This window comes from Sphingomonas sp. Leaf25, assembly GCF_001421635.1.
Taxonomy (GTDB): Bacteria; Pseudomonadota; Alphaproteobacteria; order Sphingomonadales; family Sphingomonadaceae; genus Sphingomonas.
Genome location: NZ_LMKU01000012.1, coordinates 221397 through 234541 on the forward strand (window position 1 = coordinate 221397; position 13145 = coordinate 234541).

The 13145-nt window shown below is 67.2% G+C and carries 17 protein-coding genes; 13 read left to right on the forward strand and 4 right to left on the reverse strand.

The window, feature by feature from the left end:
* Positions 1 to 19: 19 nt before the first annotated feature.
* The 4 genes from ASE78_RS19445 to ASE78_RS05685 form a co-directional block, all read right to left on the reverse strand.
* Entirely contained in the window at positions 20 to 235 is a 216-nt protein-coding gene (locus ASE78_RS19445) for a DUF2842 domain-containing protein (protein WP_268795700.1), read from the reverse strand.
* Positions 232 to 777: a 5-formyltetrahydrofolate cyclo-ligase gene (locus ASE78_RS05675; protein ID WP_056494381.1), complete on the reverse strand. Its 546-nt coding sequence runs from the start codon at positions 775 to 777 to the stop codon at positions 232 to 234. The genes ASE78_RS19445 and ASE78_RS05675 overlap by 4 nt, the downstream gene beginning before the upstream one ends.
* Positions 778 to 1151: 374 nt before the next feature.
* Positions 1152 to 1448, reverse strand: coding sequence for a cell division protein ZapA (locus ASE78_RS05680; RefSeq protein WP_055755897.1), 297 nt, complete (start codon positions 1446 to 1448; stop codon positions 1152 to 1154).
* Positions 1448 to 1639: a hypothetical protein gene (locus ASE78_RS05685; protein ID WP_056494384.1), complete on the reverse strand. Its 192-nt coding sequence runs from the start codon at positions 1637 to 1639 to the stop codon at positions 1448 to 1450. The genes ASE78_RS05680 and ASE78_RS05685 overlap by 1 nt, the downstream gene beginning before the upstream one ends.
* Positions 1640 to 1761: 122 nt before the next feature.
* Here ASE78_RS05685 and tkt point away from each other — a divergent pair, with 122 nt between their 5' ends.
* The 13 genes from tkt (at position 1762) to ASE78_RS05750 (ending at position 12968) form a co-directional block, all read left to right on the forward strand.
* Positions 1762 to 3741: a transketolase gene (tkt, locus tag ASE78_RS05690; protein ID WP_056495241.1), complete on the forward strand. Its 1980-nt coding sequence runs from the start codon at positions 1762 to 1764 to the stop codon at positions 3739 to 3741.
* 13 nt (positions 3742 to 3754) lie between these two features.
* Positions 3755 to 4759, forward strand: a complete 1005-nt coding sequence (gene gap, locus ASE78_RS05695; RefSeq protein WP_056494386.1) for a type I glyceraldehyde-3-phosphate dehydrogenase — start codon at positions 3755 to 3757, stop codon at positions 4757 to 4759.
* A gap of 5 nt (positions 4760 to 4764) precedes the next feature.
* Complete coding sequence (locus ASE78_RS05700) at positions 4765 to 5217, forward strand: MOSC domain-containing protein (RefSeq protein WP_056494390.1); 453 nt, start codon at positions 4765 to 4767, stop codon at positions 5215 to 5217.
* A 31-nt stretch (positions 5218 to 5248) separates the two neighbouring features.
* Positions 5249 to 6439, forward strand: a complete 1191-nt coding sequence (locus ASE78_RS05705; protein WP_056494393.1) for a phosphoglycerate kinase — start codon at positions 5249 to 5251, stop codon at positions 6437 to 6439.
* 471 nt (positions 6440 to 6910) lie between these two features.
* Complete coding sequence (locus ASE78_RS05710; RefSeq protein ID WP_055755911.1) at positions 6911 to 7147, forward strand: ribbon-helix-helix protein, CopG family; 237 nt, start codon at positions 6911 to 6913, stop codon at positions 7145 to 7147.
* On the forward strand, positions 7138 to 7470 hold the full coding sequence (locus ASE78_RS05715; RefSeq protein WP_235514888.1) for a type II toxin-antitoxin system PemK/MazF family toxin: 333 nt from the start codon (positions 7138 to 7140) through the stop codon (positions 7468 to 7470). Before ASE78_RS05710 ends, ASE78_RS05715 begins: the two co-directional genes overlap by 10 nt.
* 15 nt (positions 7471 to 7485) lie before the next feature.
* A complete protein-coding gene (locus ASE78_RS05720) occupies positions 7486 to 8391 on the forward strand; it encodes a fructose bisphosphate aldolase (protein WP_056494397.1) in 906 nt (301 codons plus the stop codon).
* A 5-nt stretch (positions 8392 to 8396) separates the two neighbouring features.
* Positions 8397 to 9044, forward strand: coding sequence for a hypothetical protein (locus ASE78_RS05725; protein WP_156351299.1), 648 nt, complete (start codon positions 8397 to 8399; stop codon positions 9042 to 9044).
* 43 nt (positions 9045 to 9087) lie between these two features.
* Positions 9088 to 9774, forward strand: coding sequence for a thiamine phosphate synthase (gene thiE, locus ASE78_RS05730; RefSeq protein ID WP_055757239.1), 687 nt, complete (start codon positions 9088 to 9090; stop codon positions 9772 to 9774).
* 105 nt (positions 9775 to 9879) lie between these two features.
* Positions 9880 to 10818, forward strand: coding sequence for a L,D-transpeptidase family protein (locus ASE78_RS05735; protein ID WP_235514889.1), 939 nt, complete (start codon positions 9880 to 9882; stop codon positions 10816 to 10818).
* An 18-nt stretch (positions 10819 to 10836) separates the two neighbouring features.
* On the forward strand, positions 10837 to 11424 hold the full coding sequence (locus ASE78_RS05740; protein WP_056494407.1) for a M23 family metallopeptidase: 588 nt from the start codon (positions 10837 to 10839) through the stop codon (positions 11422 to 11424).
* A gap of 38 nt (positions 11425 to 11462) precedes the next feature.
* Positions 11463 to 12026, forward strand: coding sequence for an elongation factor P (gene efp, locus ASE78_RS05745; protein WP_055755920.1), 564 nt, complete (start codon positions 11463 to 11465; stop codon positions 12024 to 12026).
* Positions 12027 to 12152: 126 nt separating this feature from the next.
* Positions 12153 to 12968: an inositol monophosphatase family protein gene (locus ASE78_RS05750; protein WP_056494410.1), complete on the forward strand. Its 816-nt coding sequence runs from the start codon at positions 12153 to 12155 to the stop codon at positions 12966 to 12968.
* Positions 12969 to 13145 lie beyond the last annotated feature (177 nt).

The following is a 13145-nucleotide window of genomic DNA, read 5'->3' on the forward strand; positions in this document are numbered from 1 at the left end:
CCCCTCATGGGAACGGCGCCTACCGCCAGCGACCGGTTTCCATCCAGCGCAGCATCGCCCGCATCGGCAGTACCCACAACCACGCGATCCCGGCGACAAGATAGAAGCCAAGCTGCACCAGCCAATGCCAGCCGCCGATCGTGCCGGACAGCATCGCCACCGCCACCGCCCACAGCATCAGCAGGACGAGAATGGCGAGCACGCCCACCGGTTTGCGCCAACTCGGCTCGTTCACAATATATCTCCAAAAATCCGAACGTCGCATTCGGTGACGATCGCGTGCAGCGGCACGTCCCACGGATCGGCCGGCAACACCGCCACCGCCTGTACCTCCCACGCGATACCGATTCGCCGCGCGTGCGGATATTCGGCGAATGCCCGGTCGTAATGCCCCGCCCCCTGGCCCAGCCGGTTGCCGACCGCGTCGAACCCGACCAGCGGCGTCAGGATGATGTCGGGCACCACGCTTGCCGCATCGGCCGGCGGCTGGCGCAGCCCGAACGGACCGGCGACCAGGGTCGCCGCCACCGCGAACCGGATTGGAGAGGTGCGGTCGATCACCACCGGCAGCGCCAGCGTAGCGCTGGCCGCCCGCACCGCATCGTCGAACGCCGCCGGATCGGCTTCGCTCCCGATCGGCACATAGCTGGCGACGACCAGCCCGGGCCGCAGCGCATCGAGGAACAGGGCAGGGGGCAGGATCGCACCGCCACCACTGGCGACGAACGTGTCGCGCAAACCACGCAACCGCGCGCGCAGAGCACGCTTGTCGTTCATGACTGCATGGGGTGGCGGGACCACCATGGGCCGTTTGCCGGAGTATCCACCGACGCACAGTACGTCAGGTGGGGATCATGTACGTCAGACCAGGATCTGCGCAGGGACAACCCCCTTGGATGAAGAGATAGCCTCAGGGATAGTTCAAGGCTCGCACCGGGCAGTACCCGCCGACCCCTATGTAGGACGCGCGGCGGGGCAGGGCAATGGCATGTGTATAGCTCTCCCTCGCCCCTGAAAGGGGAGAGGGATGCGCAGACTTGGCGTTTGCGAAGCAAATGCTTAGTCGAAGCTGGGAGAGGGGTAAGCGCTTGCGAAAGCAAGCGCGCGAGCCTTCAGAGCACTCGGCTCGCTCTAACCTGCACTACCGTTCCTCACTCCCCCGCCGGCTCCTCCAGCGCCGCCGCCACCGCTTCCAGACGTTCGGCGATTCGCTCCAGCACCGCCGGGGGCAGCCCCGCCGCCGGGTTCGCCTCGCGCTCCGACAACTGGTCCGCCAGCATCAGCGCGATATACAGCAAGGTCCGCTCGGACGATCCGCCCGACGCGCGCTGCGCGGTGGCGGCATGCCGTTCCAGCATCGCGCCGAGTGCGCGCAGCGATGATTCCTCGCCGTCGCGACATGCCACCAGATGCGGCCGCCCGGCGACCGTCAACGTCACCTGTGCCATCAGTCCGCTCCCGCTTCCTTGGCGATCAGCGCGTCGATCGCGCCGATCGCATCGGCCATCCGCGCCTTCAGCACAGTATGGCGCCGTTCGAGCGAATCGGTGGCGAAGGCACTCACCTGCCCGGCGCGTTCGATGCGCGCCAGCGCACGTTCGATCCGCTCGATCGCGGCGGTGTGGGGATCGTCGGTCATACCAGGAAGCTGGGTTTGCTAAACATGTTAAACAAGATGCTACCTTGCCGGTTGACGGATCGTCGCCACGGTTCCAAAGGCTCGCGCGACACCGTTGTTTCCAGCGCCCAACAGGAGTGCGCGTGACCATTTCCCAGCTCGAACTCGCCAACGCCATCCGCATCCTGTCGATGGACGGTGTCGAAGCCGCCAATTCGGGGCATCCCGGCATGCCGATGGGCATGGCCGACGTCGCGACGGTCCTGTGGTCGAAATTCCTGAAATTCGATCCCGCCGACCCGCATTGGGCCGACCGCGACCGGTTCGTCCTGTCGGCGGGGCATGGATCGATGCTGATCTACTCGCTGCTCCACCTGACCGGCTATGCCCGGCCGACGATCGGCGACATCGCCTCGTTCCGCCAGCTCGGCAGCCCGTGCGCCGGCCACCCGGAGAATTTCGAGCTGCCCGGCATCGAATGCACTACCGGCCCGCTGGGGCAGGGCCTCGCGATGGCGGTCGGCATGGCCACCGCCGAACGCCACCTCAACACCGTGTTCGGGGACGACCTGGTCGATCACCGCACGTGGGTGGTGGCCGGCGACGGCTGCCTGATGGAAGGCATCAACCACGAGGCGATCGGCCTTGCCGGGCATCTCGGCCTCGGTCGCCTGAACGTGCTGTGGGACGATAACCGCATCACCATCGACGGGTCGACCGACCTGTCGACCAGCGAGGATATTCCCGCCCGCTACGCCGCGACCGGCTGGCACGTCGTCGCCTGCGACGGCCACGACTTCGCCGACATTGAACGCGCGCTGGCCGAGGCGCTGGCCGATCCGCGCCCGTCGCTGGTCGCCTGCCGCACGGTCATCGGCAAGGGCGCGCCGAACAAGGGGGGCAGCCACAAGGTCCATGGCTCGCCGCTGGGGGCCGAGGAAATTCTGGCGACCCGCGCCGCCTTGCTGTGGGAACATGAACCCTTCCATCTGCCCGAGCCATTGACCGATGCGTGGAAGGCGATCGGCGCGCAAGGACAGGGCCTTCATGCGGCATGGAACGATCGGCTGGCAAGCCGTTCGGATCGTGCCGAATTCGAACGCCGCATGGCCAACCGCCTGCCTGACGGCTGGTCGCTCGGCGATCACATCGCGTCGCTGATCGCCGAGCCGAAGAAGATCGCCACCCGCGTCGCCTCGTCGCTGGCACTCGAAGCGATCAACGCCGCGCTGCCCGAAACCATCGGCGGCTCGGCCGACCTGACCCCGTCGAACAATACCCAGACCAAGGCGCTCGTACCGCTGACCGCAACCGATTATGCGGGCCGTTACATCCATTACGGCATCCGCGAATTCGGCATGTCGGCGGCGATGAACGGCATGGCGCTGCACGGCGGCGTGCTGCCCTATGGTGGCACCTTCCTCGTGTTCGCCGATTATGCCCGCCCCGCGATCCGCCTCTCGGCGTTGCAGAATGCCGGCGTCGTCTATGTCATGACCCACGACTCGATCGGTCTGGGCGAGGACGGCCCGACCCATCAGCCGATCGAGCATGTGATGAGCCTGCGCCTCATTCCCGGCCTCGACGTGTATCGCCCGGCCGACGCGGTCGAGACGGCGGAATGCTGGGAACTGGCGGTGCAGCGCCGCGACGGCCCGTCGCTGCTCGCGCTGTCGCGTCAGAACCTGCCGCAACTGCGTGACGACGCGAGCGAGAACCGCTCGGCAAAGGGTGCCTATCGCCTCAAGGCCGCGCAGGCCGACCGCCGCGTCATCCTGATCGCCAGCGGTTCGGAGGTCGAGATCGCGACCAACGTAGCCGCCGCCCTCGAAGCGCAGGGCGTCGGCGCCGACGTCGTGTCGATGCCCTGCTGGTCGCGCTTCGACGCGCAGGACGCCGCCTATCGCGAGGACGTGCTGCCCCACGCCCGCCCGAGCGAAATCCTCCGCGTCTCGATCGAGGCGGGAACGACGATCGGCTGGGAACGCTACACGATGGTCGACGGCTTGCGCTTCGGCATCGACCGGTTCGGCGCATCGGCCCCGGCGGACAAGCTCTACGATTATTTCGGCCTTACCGCCGATGCCATCACCGCAAAGGTGCTGGCGCGGCTCGCGAACTGAGGGAGACGAGGATATGACGAAGGTAGCGATCAACGGGTTCGGACGCATCGGCCGTCTGGTGGCGCGCGCGATCCTCGAGCGCCCCGACAGCGGCCTCGACCTGGTGGCGATCAACGATCTGGCCGACGCCACGTCGAACGCCTGGCTGTTCAGCCGCGATTCGATCCACGGCAAATATCCGGGCGAGGTGTCGGCCGACGGTGACGATCTGGTCGTCGACGGCAAGCGCATCCGCGTGACCGCCGAGCGCGATCCCGCCAATTTGCCGCACGGCGAACTGGGCGTCGAGCTGGTGCTCGAATGCACCGGCTTCTTCACCGATCGCGCATCGTGCCAGAAGCATATCGACGCCGGCGCGCGCCGCGTGCTGATCTCGGCACCGGGCAAGAACGTCGACCTGACCGTCGTCTACGGCGTCAACCACGACAAGCTGGAGGCGGGCCACACGATCGTCTCGAACGCATCGTGCACCACCAACTGCCTCGCGCCGGTCGCCAAGGTGCTGAACGACAGCATCGGCATCGAACGCGGGCTGATGACCACGGTCCACGCCTATACCAACGACCAGAAGATCCTCGACCAGATCCACCCCGATCTGCGTCGTGCCCGCGCCGCCGCGCTGTCGATCATCCCGACGACCACCGGCGCCGCCCGTGCGGTCGGCGAAGTGCTGCCCGAACTCAAGGGCAAGCTCGATGGTTCGGCGGTGCGCGTGCCGGTGCCGACCGGCAGCCTCATCGACCTGACCTTCACGCCGAAGCGCGACACGACGAAGGAAGAGGTCAACCAGTTGCTCAAGGACGCCGCCGAGGGTGCGCTCAAGGGCGTGCTGGAATATTCGACCGACCCGCTGGTGTCGGCCGACATCGTCCACACCCCCGCCTCGTCGACGGTCGACAGCCTCGAAACCGCCGTGCTCGACGGCAAGCTGGTCCGCGTCGTGTCGTGGTACGACAATGAATGGGGCTTCTCGAACCGCATGGTCGACACCGCGACCGCGATGGCGAAGCTGGGCTGAGCGCGATGGCGGGCGGTATCCTCAAGGGCATCGCCCGCCACGCCTTCTCGCGCGGGCCGATCGAGCTTGTCCCGTCGGTCCGCGTGACCTGTGAGGGCGGGCTCGACGGCGATTTTCGCGGCAGCCTGAAACCCGGTCGCAACAAACGGCAGGTGTCGCTGATGGAAGTTGGCGACTGGGCGCAGGCAATGACGCTGATCGGCCACGACCTGCCGTGGTGGGAACGCCGCGCCAATTTGCTGGTCGAGGGGTTCGACCTGCCGCAAACGCTGGGCGCGCGCATCCGCGTCGGCGCGGTGCTGCTCGAAATTACCAAGGAATGCGATCCGTGCAGCCGCATGGAGACGATCGCCGAGGGCCTGCGCGCCGCGCTCACCCCCGACTGGCGCGGCGGTGCGCTGGCGCAGGTGGTCGAGGGCGGCACCATCGCCGTCGGCGATACGATCGAACTGGAATAACCCCGTCAGGGCATCGCCCGGGAGTAACATAATGAGCCGTAATTTCAAGACGCTCGACGACATGGGCGACCTGACGGGCAAGCGCGTGCTGGTCCGCGAGGATCTGAACGTGCCGATGGCCGATGGCGCGGTCAGCGACGACACCCGCCTGCGCGCGACCGTCGGCACCGTCGGCGAACTGGCCGATCGCGGCGCGATCGTGCTGATCCTCGCCCATTTCGGCCGGCCCAAGGGGCAGCCGAACCCTACCATGTCACTCGCCCCGGTCACGAAGCCATTGGCGGAGGTGCTGGGTCGCGAAGTCCGCTTCGTCGACTGGGACGGCGCGGCGGACGCGATCGCGACGATGCAGCCGGGCGATATTGCCGTGCTGGAGAATACCCGCTTCTTCGCCGGCGAAGAGAAGAACGATCCGCAACTCGTTGAGAAGATGGCCGTGCTCGGCGACTATTACGTCAACGACGCCTTCTCGGCGGCGCACCGTGCCCATGCCTCGACCGAGGGGCTGGCGCACCGGCTCCCCGCCTTTGCCGGGCGGCAGATGGAAGCCGAGCTGGACGCGCTCGACAAGGCGCTGGGCAACCCGCAGCACCCGGTCGCGGCGGTCGTCGGCGGCGCCAAGGTGTCGTCGAAGCTCGACGTGCTGAAGCATCTGGTCGGGCAGGTCGATCACCTCATCATCGGTGGCGGCATGGCCAACACCTTCCTCGCGGCGCGCGGCGTCGATGTCGGCAAGTCGCTGTGCGAGCATGACCTGACGGGCACGGCGGACGAGATTTTCGACGCGGCGGAAAAGGCCGGCTGCACCATCCACCTGCCCTATGACGTCGTCGTCGCGACCGAATTCCGTCCGAACCCGGCGACCCGCACCGTCAACGTCCACGAAGTCGCCGCCGACGAGATGATCCTCGACGTTGGTCCCGCCGCCACCGAGGCGCTGGGCGATGTGCTGAAGAACTGTCGCACGCTGGTATGGAACGGCCCGATGGGCGCTTTCGAGACGCCGCCGTTCGACGTCGCGACGGTCGCGCTCGCCCGCACGGCGGCGGCGCTGACCACCGACGGTTCGCTGGTGTCGGTTGCTGGCGGCGGCGATACCGTCGCCGCGCTTAACCAAGCGGGCGTCTCGGGGCAGTTCAGCTTCATCTCGACGGCAGGCGGCGCCTTCCTCGAATGGATGGAAGGCAAGGAACTCCCCGGCGTGGCGGCGTTGGCCCGCTGATCCCGACCGCCAAGGCTGATCGTCGCATCCGCCTTGGCGGCCCACCGCCAAAACCACCCACGATCGTCATTCCGGCGAAGGCCGGAATCCATACACGCTGACTTGTCGCCTCCAGCGAGGGCGGCAGTTGCGCCAGAAAATCTGGTTCACGCGGAGGTGCGGAGGAGTTACGCCAGCGGTGACGCCCCCCCCCCCCGCCAGCGGCTTCAACGTCCGTGGCAACCGGACGCGGCGTCTCCCGATCGCGCACCACGCGCCCGGAACGAACCTCCTCCGCGTCTCCGCGCCTCCGCGTGAACCCCATATTCTTTCTCTCGAACCGCCCGTCCCAAAGCGCACCCGCTCTGCGCCTTTGCGCCTCTGCGCGAACAACTCCTTCTTCAAAGCCCCCAGCAACCTCTAACAATCCGCTTGATCCCGCCTCCGACCCCCGCTACCCGTTCAACACGTTAAACGGAAGGCGGCCCCCGCGTGCTCGGCGTACGACTCGATACCGAACTGGAAGAACGGCTGGCGAATGTCGCCCGCTCGCAGGGCCGCTCGAAGAGCGACATCGCCCGCGACGCGGTGCGCCGCTACGTCGAACTGCATGACGAGGCGTTCCGCGCCGAAGCCCGCCGCCAGTCCGAACGCGCCGCCGCGCGCGACGACGGCGCCGACTGGGCCTTTTTCGACCGGGTGGAAGCGGAGGACGGCCGGTGGAAATAAGACGCGGCATGATCGTGCTGGTCGAGGGGCCCGAAGCACTGGCGGTCAAGCGTCGCCCGTTCCTCGTCGTCCAGTCGGACCTGTTCAACGAGGCCCATGCCTCGGTCACGCTGGTCCCGATGACCAGCCTGACCGGTGGCGAAACGCTGTTCCGCGTACCCTTTGCGCCCTCCGACACGACCGGCATCACCGTCGAGAGCGAGGCGCAGGTCGACAAGATCAAGACGCTGCGCCGCAGCCGCATCGTGCGCGTGCTGGGGCAGGCGACCGCCACATCCATGGAACAGGTCGACCAGGCGCTGCGGCGCTGGCTGGCCCTCTAAAGCAAGGGGACCGACATGAACACGGCCGAAATGACCGCGAAGATTGCCGACGGACAGGGTTTCATCGCCGCGCTCGACCAGAGCGGCGGATCGACGCCCAAGGCGCTGAAAGGGTACGGCGTCGAGGATGGTGCATGGGAAACCGACGAACAGATGTTCGGCCTGATCCATGACATGCGCGCCCGCATCATCACCTCCGACGCCTTCACCGGTGACAAGGTGATCGGCGCGATCCTGTTCGAACGCACGATGGACGGGCAGGCGGGCGGCAAGCCCGTACCGCAGGCGCTGGCGGACAAGGGTGTCGTACCCTTCCTCAAGATCGACAAGGGGCTGGAGGATGAGGCGAACGGCGTCCAGTTGATGAAGCCAATGCCCGAACTCGACACGCTGCTCGCCCGCGCTGCGACGCTCGGCATCTTCGGCACCAAGGAACGCTCGGTCGTCAATCTCGCCAACGAAGCCGGTATCGCCGCGATCGTCAGGCAGCAGTTCGAGGTGGCGCAGCAGGTCATCGCCCATGGCCTGATGCCGATCATCGAACCCGAAGTGAACATCAAGAGCCCCGAGCGCGCCGCCGCCGACGCGATTCTGCTCGCCGAACTGGTGAAGGCGCTCGATGCGCTGGACGGCGACGACAGGGTGATGCTGAAACTGTCGCTGCCCGAACAGGCCGGCCTGTTCCAGCCGCTGGTCGACCATCCCCGCGTGCTGCGTGTCGTGGCGCTGTCGGGCGGGTTCGCCCGCACCGAGGCTTGCGCCGAACTGGCGAAGAACCCCGGCATCATCGCCAGCTTCAGCCGCGCGCTCCTCTCCGACCTGCGCGCGCCGATGACCGACGCGGAGTTCGACGCGGCACTGGGCGAAGCGATCGACGAGATTCACTGCGCCTCGACCGAAAAGACGCTGGTCGCGGCGTGATCGCGATGCGGGCCGGGATCACCATGGCGGCGCTGCTGCTGGCGACGATTTCGGTCCGCCCGGCTGCCGCCTGTTCGATGATGCGTGGGTACAAGGTGCCGACCAACCTCGAACTGGCGGCAACGGCGGATACGATCGTCATCGCGCAAGTCGATGGCGAGCGGAAGGGCAAGGACGCCTTTGGCGGCGTGGTGCTGGCGACACCGGTGACGTTGCTCAAAGGGGCGGTGCTCCCGCCGAGAATAGAGATTGACGGTGCGCATCTGTCCGACAGCCCGGACATGATTTTCCGCAACGACCCGCGCGAGTTGCGCCGCCCTAATCCCGGCGCACTGATCGGCGGATGCGTCCGCTATATCTTTCCGACCGATGCCCGGTTGCTGCTGTTCCTGAAGCATGACGATGCGGGCAAGCTGGTGCCCTATCGGTCGTCGTTCTCGCGCGATGCGGAGGATGTCACTGGCCCGGAGGCGCTCTGGGCGAAGGCGGTGCGCGAGTATGTCGCCATCGCTGCCCTGCCCAAGCCGAAGCAGCGCAAGGCGATGGAGGCGCGGGTCGCAGCGCTGAATGCCACCGGCGATGTGGATGATGCGGCGATCGCCGCCGACCTGAAGGTCGAGCTGTCGCACCGACGCCTGCCGCCGTTCGACTGATTTCCCGCTTCCCTCCGCGCCGCCGCCGGGGCAGGGAAGCATGATGACCCAAGACGAAGATCCGCTCGGCGCGCTTTCCCCCGATTTTGCGCAACAGTTCGTCCGCGATGTGCGCCGTCCGCCGTGCCAGCTTTACCTCGTCTCGCCGCTCGACGTGACCGGCACCTTCCCCGACCGGCTGCGCAGCGCACTGGATGCCGGCCCGGTCGCCGCCTTCCAGTTCCGGGTGAAGGATGTCGACCAGCATGCCGCCGCGCGGCTCGCCGAACCGCTCCAGCGCATCTGCGCCGATCACGACGTCGCCTTTCTGGTCAACGACAGCATCAGCCTGACCAAGCGGCTCGGCGCGGACGGCGTCCATCTCGGGCAGGACGACGGCGATCCGCGTGAGGCCCGCGACGTGCTGGGGCCGAACGCGCAGATCGGCGTCACCGTCCACGACAGCCGCCACCTCGCGATGGAAGCGGGGGAGGCGGGGGCGGACTATGTCGCCTTCGGTGCCTTTTACCCGACCACGACCAAGGCGGTGCGCCATGTCGCCGAACCAGTCCTCCTGTCCTGGTGGTCGGCGGTGTTCGAACTGCCGTGCGTCGCGATCGGCGGCATCACCCCGGCCAATGCCCGCCCGCTGGTGACGGCGGGGGCCGACTTCCTCGCCGTGTCGGGTGCGGTGTGGAACGGTGACGAGGCTGCCGCGATTCGTGCTTTCGGCGAGGCGCTGGCGCGCTGACGAAACCGCGGCGGTCGTCGATCGTTATCCTGCCTCAACGAAATAGGTTTGGGGCAGCGTATGAAGCGATTGGCACTGGCGGCGATCCTCCTTGGGGGGGCAGCCGTGGCGCAGGCCCCTGCGCCCAAGCCCGCGTTCGATCCGAACGTCCTGCATGCCGAGGTGCTGCTCGACCGTCACGGCTTTCCCACCGGCGTGATCGAGGGGAAGGCCAACGCCGCCTTCGCCAAGGCGCTGCGCGGGTTTCAGACGGCGAAGGGCCTGCCCGTCACCGGCAAGCTCGACGCGCGCACCACCGCTGCGCTCAATCCGGCGATGCGCCCCGCCACGGTGACGCTGACCCTGTCCGAGCGCGCGCTGGCCGGGCCGTACACCAACCCCATCCCGAAGGAATATGCCGATCAGGCGAAGCTGACGACGATCGGCTATCGCTCGCCGCTCGAAAAGCTGGCGGAGATGTTCCACACCACGCCCGAAACGCTGGTCGCGCTCAACAGCCGCGAAACCCTGCTGCGGCCGGGCACGCGGGTGGTGTTCCCCAACGTCCTGCCGGCGTCGCGCAGCTACCCCGGCAACCTGTCCGACCAGTTTCGCCAGACGCTGGCGACGCTGAACGTCGACGCCACCCAGCCGCAGGCCGACCGGGTGGTGGTCGACAAGTCCGAAGGCTGGCTGCGCGCCTATGCCGGCGATCGCATCCTCGCCCAGTTCCCCGCGACGATGGGGTCGGCGCACGATCCGCTGCCGATCGGCGAATGGACGATCAAGGGCGTCGCCGCCAATCCCGACTGGCAGTATAACCCGGCGATCCTGCGCACCGCCGACAAGTCAGACTCCAAGCAGATCGTGCCGCCGGGGCCGAACAATCCGGTCGGCGTCGTCTGGATCGATCTGTCGAAGGAGCATTACGGCATCCACGGCACCCCCGAACCGCAGAACATCGGCAAGACCGAGAGCAACGGCTGCATCCGCCTGACCAACTGGGACGCCGCCCGGCTGTCGCTGATGGTCAAGCCGGGCACCCCGGCAGTCTTCCAGCCATAAGGGTAGGGGAGGGGCGGTATGAACCGGATCGGCTGGGCCTTCCTCGGCTTCTTCGGCGTGGCCATCCTGCTGGCGGCGTTTCTGATCGACACCGACGACGAACGTCCGCCGGCGTTTGCCGCGCCCGCCGTCGTCGCCCCCGCCGCCCCTTTGCCCGCCGGCGTCCTGACCGTACCGGTGGAGGGCGCGCCATGGCGGGCGATCCGCGATAGCTGGGGCGAAGCGCGCGGCGACGGTACGCGCGGCCATACCGGCACCGACATCATGGCGCCGAGCGGAACTCCGGTGCTGGCGGCGGCCGACGGCGTGGTGGAGAAGCGGTTCTTCAGTGCGGGCGGCGGCGGGATCACGCTGTACCTGCGCTCCCCCGACCGGCGGCTGTCCTATTATTACGCGCATCTGGCGGGGTATGCGGCGGGCATCGCGGAGGGCGCGCGTATCCGTGCCGGACAGGTGATCGGCTATGTCGGCGACAGCGGCAACGCCGGGCGTGGCAACACCCATCTGCACTTCGGGATCGAACGGATCGACCCTGCCCAGCCATGGTATCGCGGGCAGGCGATCGATCCCTATCCGCTGCTTGCCCGTGGCCGGCGCTCGGAGTAAGGGCGCGGCTTCGCTTTTTCCAACAGGTATGGTTCTCCATGAAGATCAGCGGCGTCGACATTCGCCCCGGCAACATCATCGAATATGAAGGCGGCATCTGGCGTGCGGTGAAGATCCAGCACACCCAGCCGGGCAAGGGTGGCGCCTATATGCAGGTCGAATTGAAGAACCTGCGCGATGGCCGCAAGAACAATGTCCGCTTCCGCTCCGCCGAAAGCGTCGAGCGTATCCGCCTCGATACCAAGGATTTCCAGTTCCTGTATCCCGAAGGCGACATGCTGGTGTTCATGGACAAGATCACCTACGATCAGGTGTCGCTGCCGCGCGACCTGCTGGGCGATGCCGCCGCGTTCCTGCAGGACGGCATGGATGTCGTCATGGAAATGTACGACGAGGAAGCGATCAGCGTCCAGTTGCCCGACACGATCGAGGCGACGATCGTCGAGGCCGATGCGGTGGTGAAGGGCCAGACGGCATCGTCGTCGTACAAGCCCGCCGTGCTCGACAACGGCGTGCGCGTGATGGTGCCGCCGCATATCTCGTCGGGCACGCGCATCGTGGTCGATGTGTACGAGCAGACATATGTGAGGCGGGCGGATTGAGCCGAGCGGACGGACGGAATAGCGAGCGCTATTCCGCCGCTCCGCCGGCTCGGCCGGCGCGCGTAGCGCGACCGACGACGCGGGCTTGGCCCGCGGCGCGACCAGTATTCCACGGGAAGTAAGATCATGTCCGCCCAATCCGGCCTCATCACCGTCATCGAACGCGCCGTCCGCAAGACCGGCCCGCGCCTGCGCCGCGATTTCGGCGAGGTCCAGCATCTCCAGGTCAGCCGCAAGGGGCCGGCGGACTTCGTCTCGATCGCCGACAAGCGCGCCGAGGAAACGCTGGTCGAGGAACTGCGCAAGGCCCGGCCCGACTGGGGCATGCTGCTGGAGGAAGGTGGCGAGATTCAGGGCGATCCCACCAAGCCGCGCTGGATCGTCGATCCGCTCGACGGCACCACCAACTTCCTCCACGGCCTGCCCCATTTCGCGATCTCGGTCGCGGTCGAGGAGCCGAACGGTGCGGGCGGCAAGCCCGAGATCACCTGCGCGATGGTCTATAACCCGATCACCGACGAGGGCTTCTGGGCGGAGAAGGGCCGGGGGGCATGGTTGCAGGGGCAGCGGCTGCGCGTCTCGTCGCGCCGCGACCTGTCCGAAGCGCTGATCGCCACCGGCATCCCGTTCCTCGGCCATGGCAATTTCGCCGAATGGACCCGCATCTTTGGCGCGGTCGCGCCCGAGGTCGCCGGCATCCGCCGTTTCGGTTCGGCGGCGCTCGATCTTGCCTATGTTGCCGCCGGTCGGTTCGACGGTTTCTGGGAGTCGGGCTTGAGCAAGTGGGACATCGCCGCCGGCATGCTGCTGGTGCGCGAGGCGGGTGGCTTCGTCACCGACTACCGCGGCGCTGACCGCGCCTATGAAAAGGGTGAGGTGCTGGCGAGCAACGAGCAGATGCAGACCCGCCTGCACAAGTTGGTCGCCGGCGCGCTGCGCTGAGGCGCTATCTGGCCTGACAACCATCATCGTCATTCCCGCGAAGGCGGGAATCCATAGACGCTGACGCATCGTGCTGAGCCGCGACGTTTGCGGTTATGGATTCCCGCCTTCGCGGGAATGACGATTGTGGAGCAAATGGCCCATCGTGAACTGCGAATGATTCTCACCCTGTTCCGC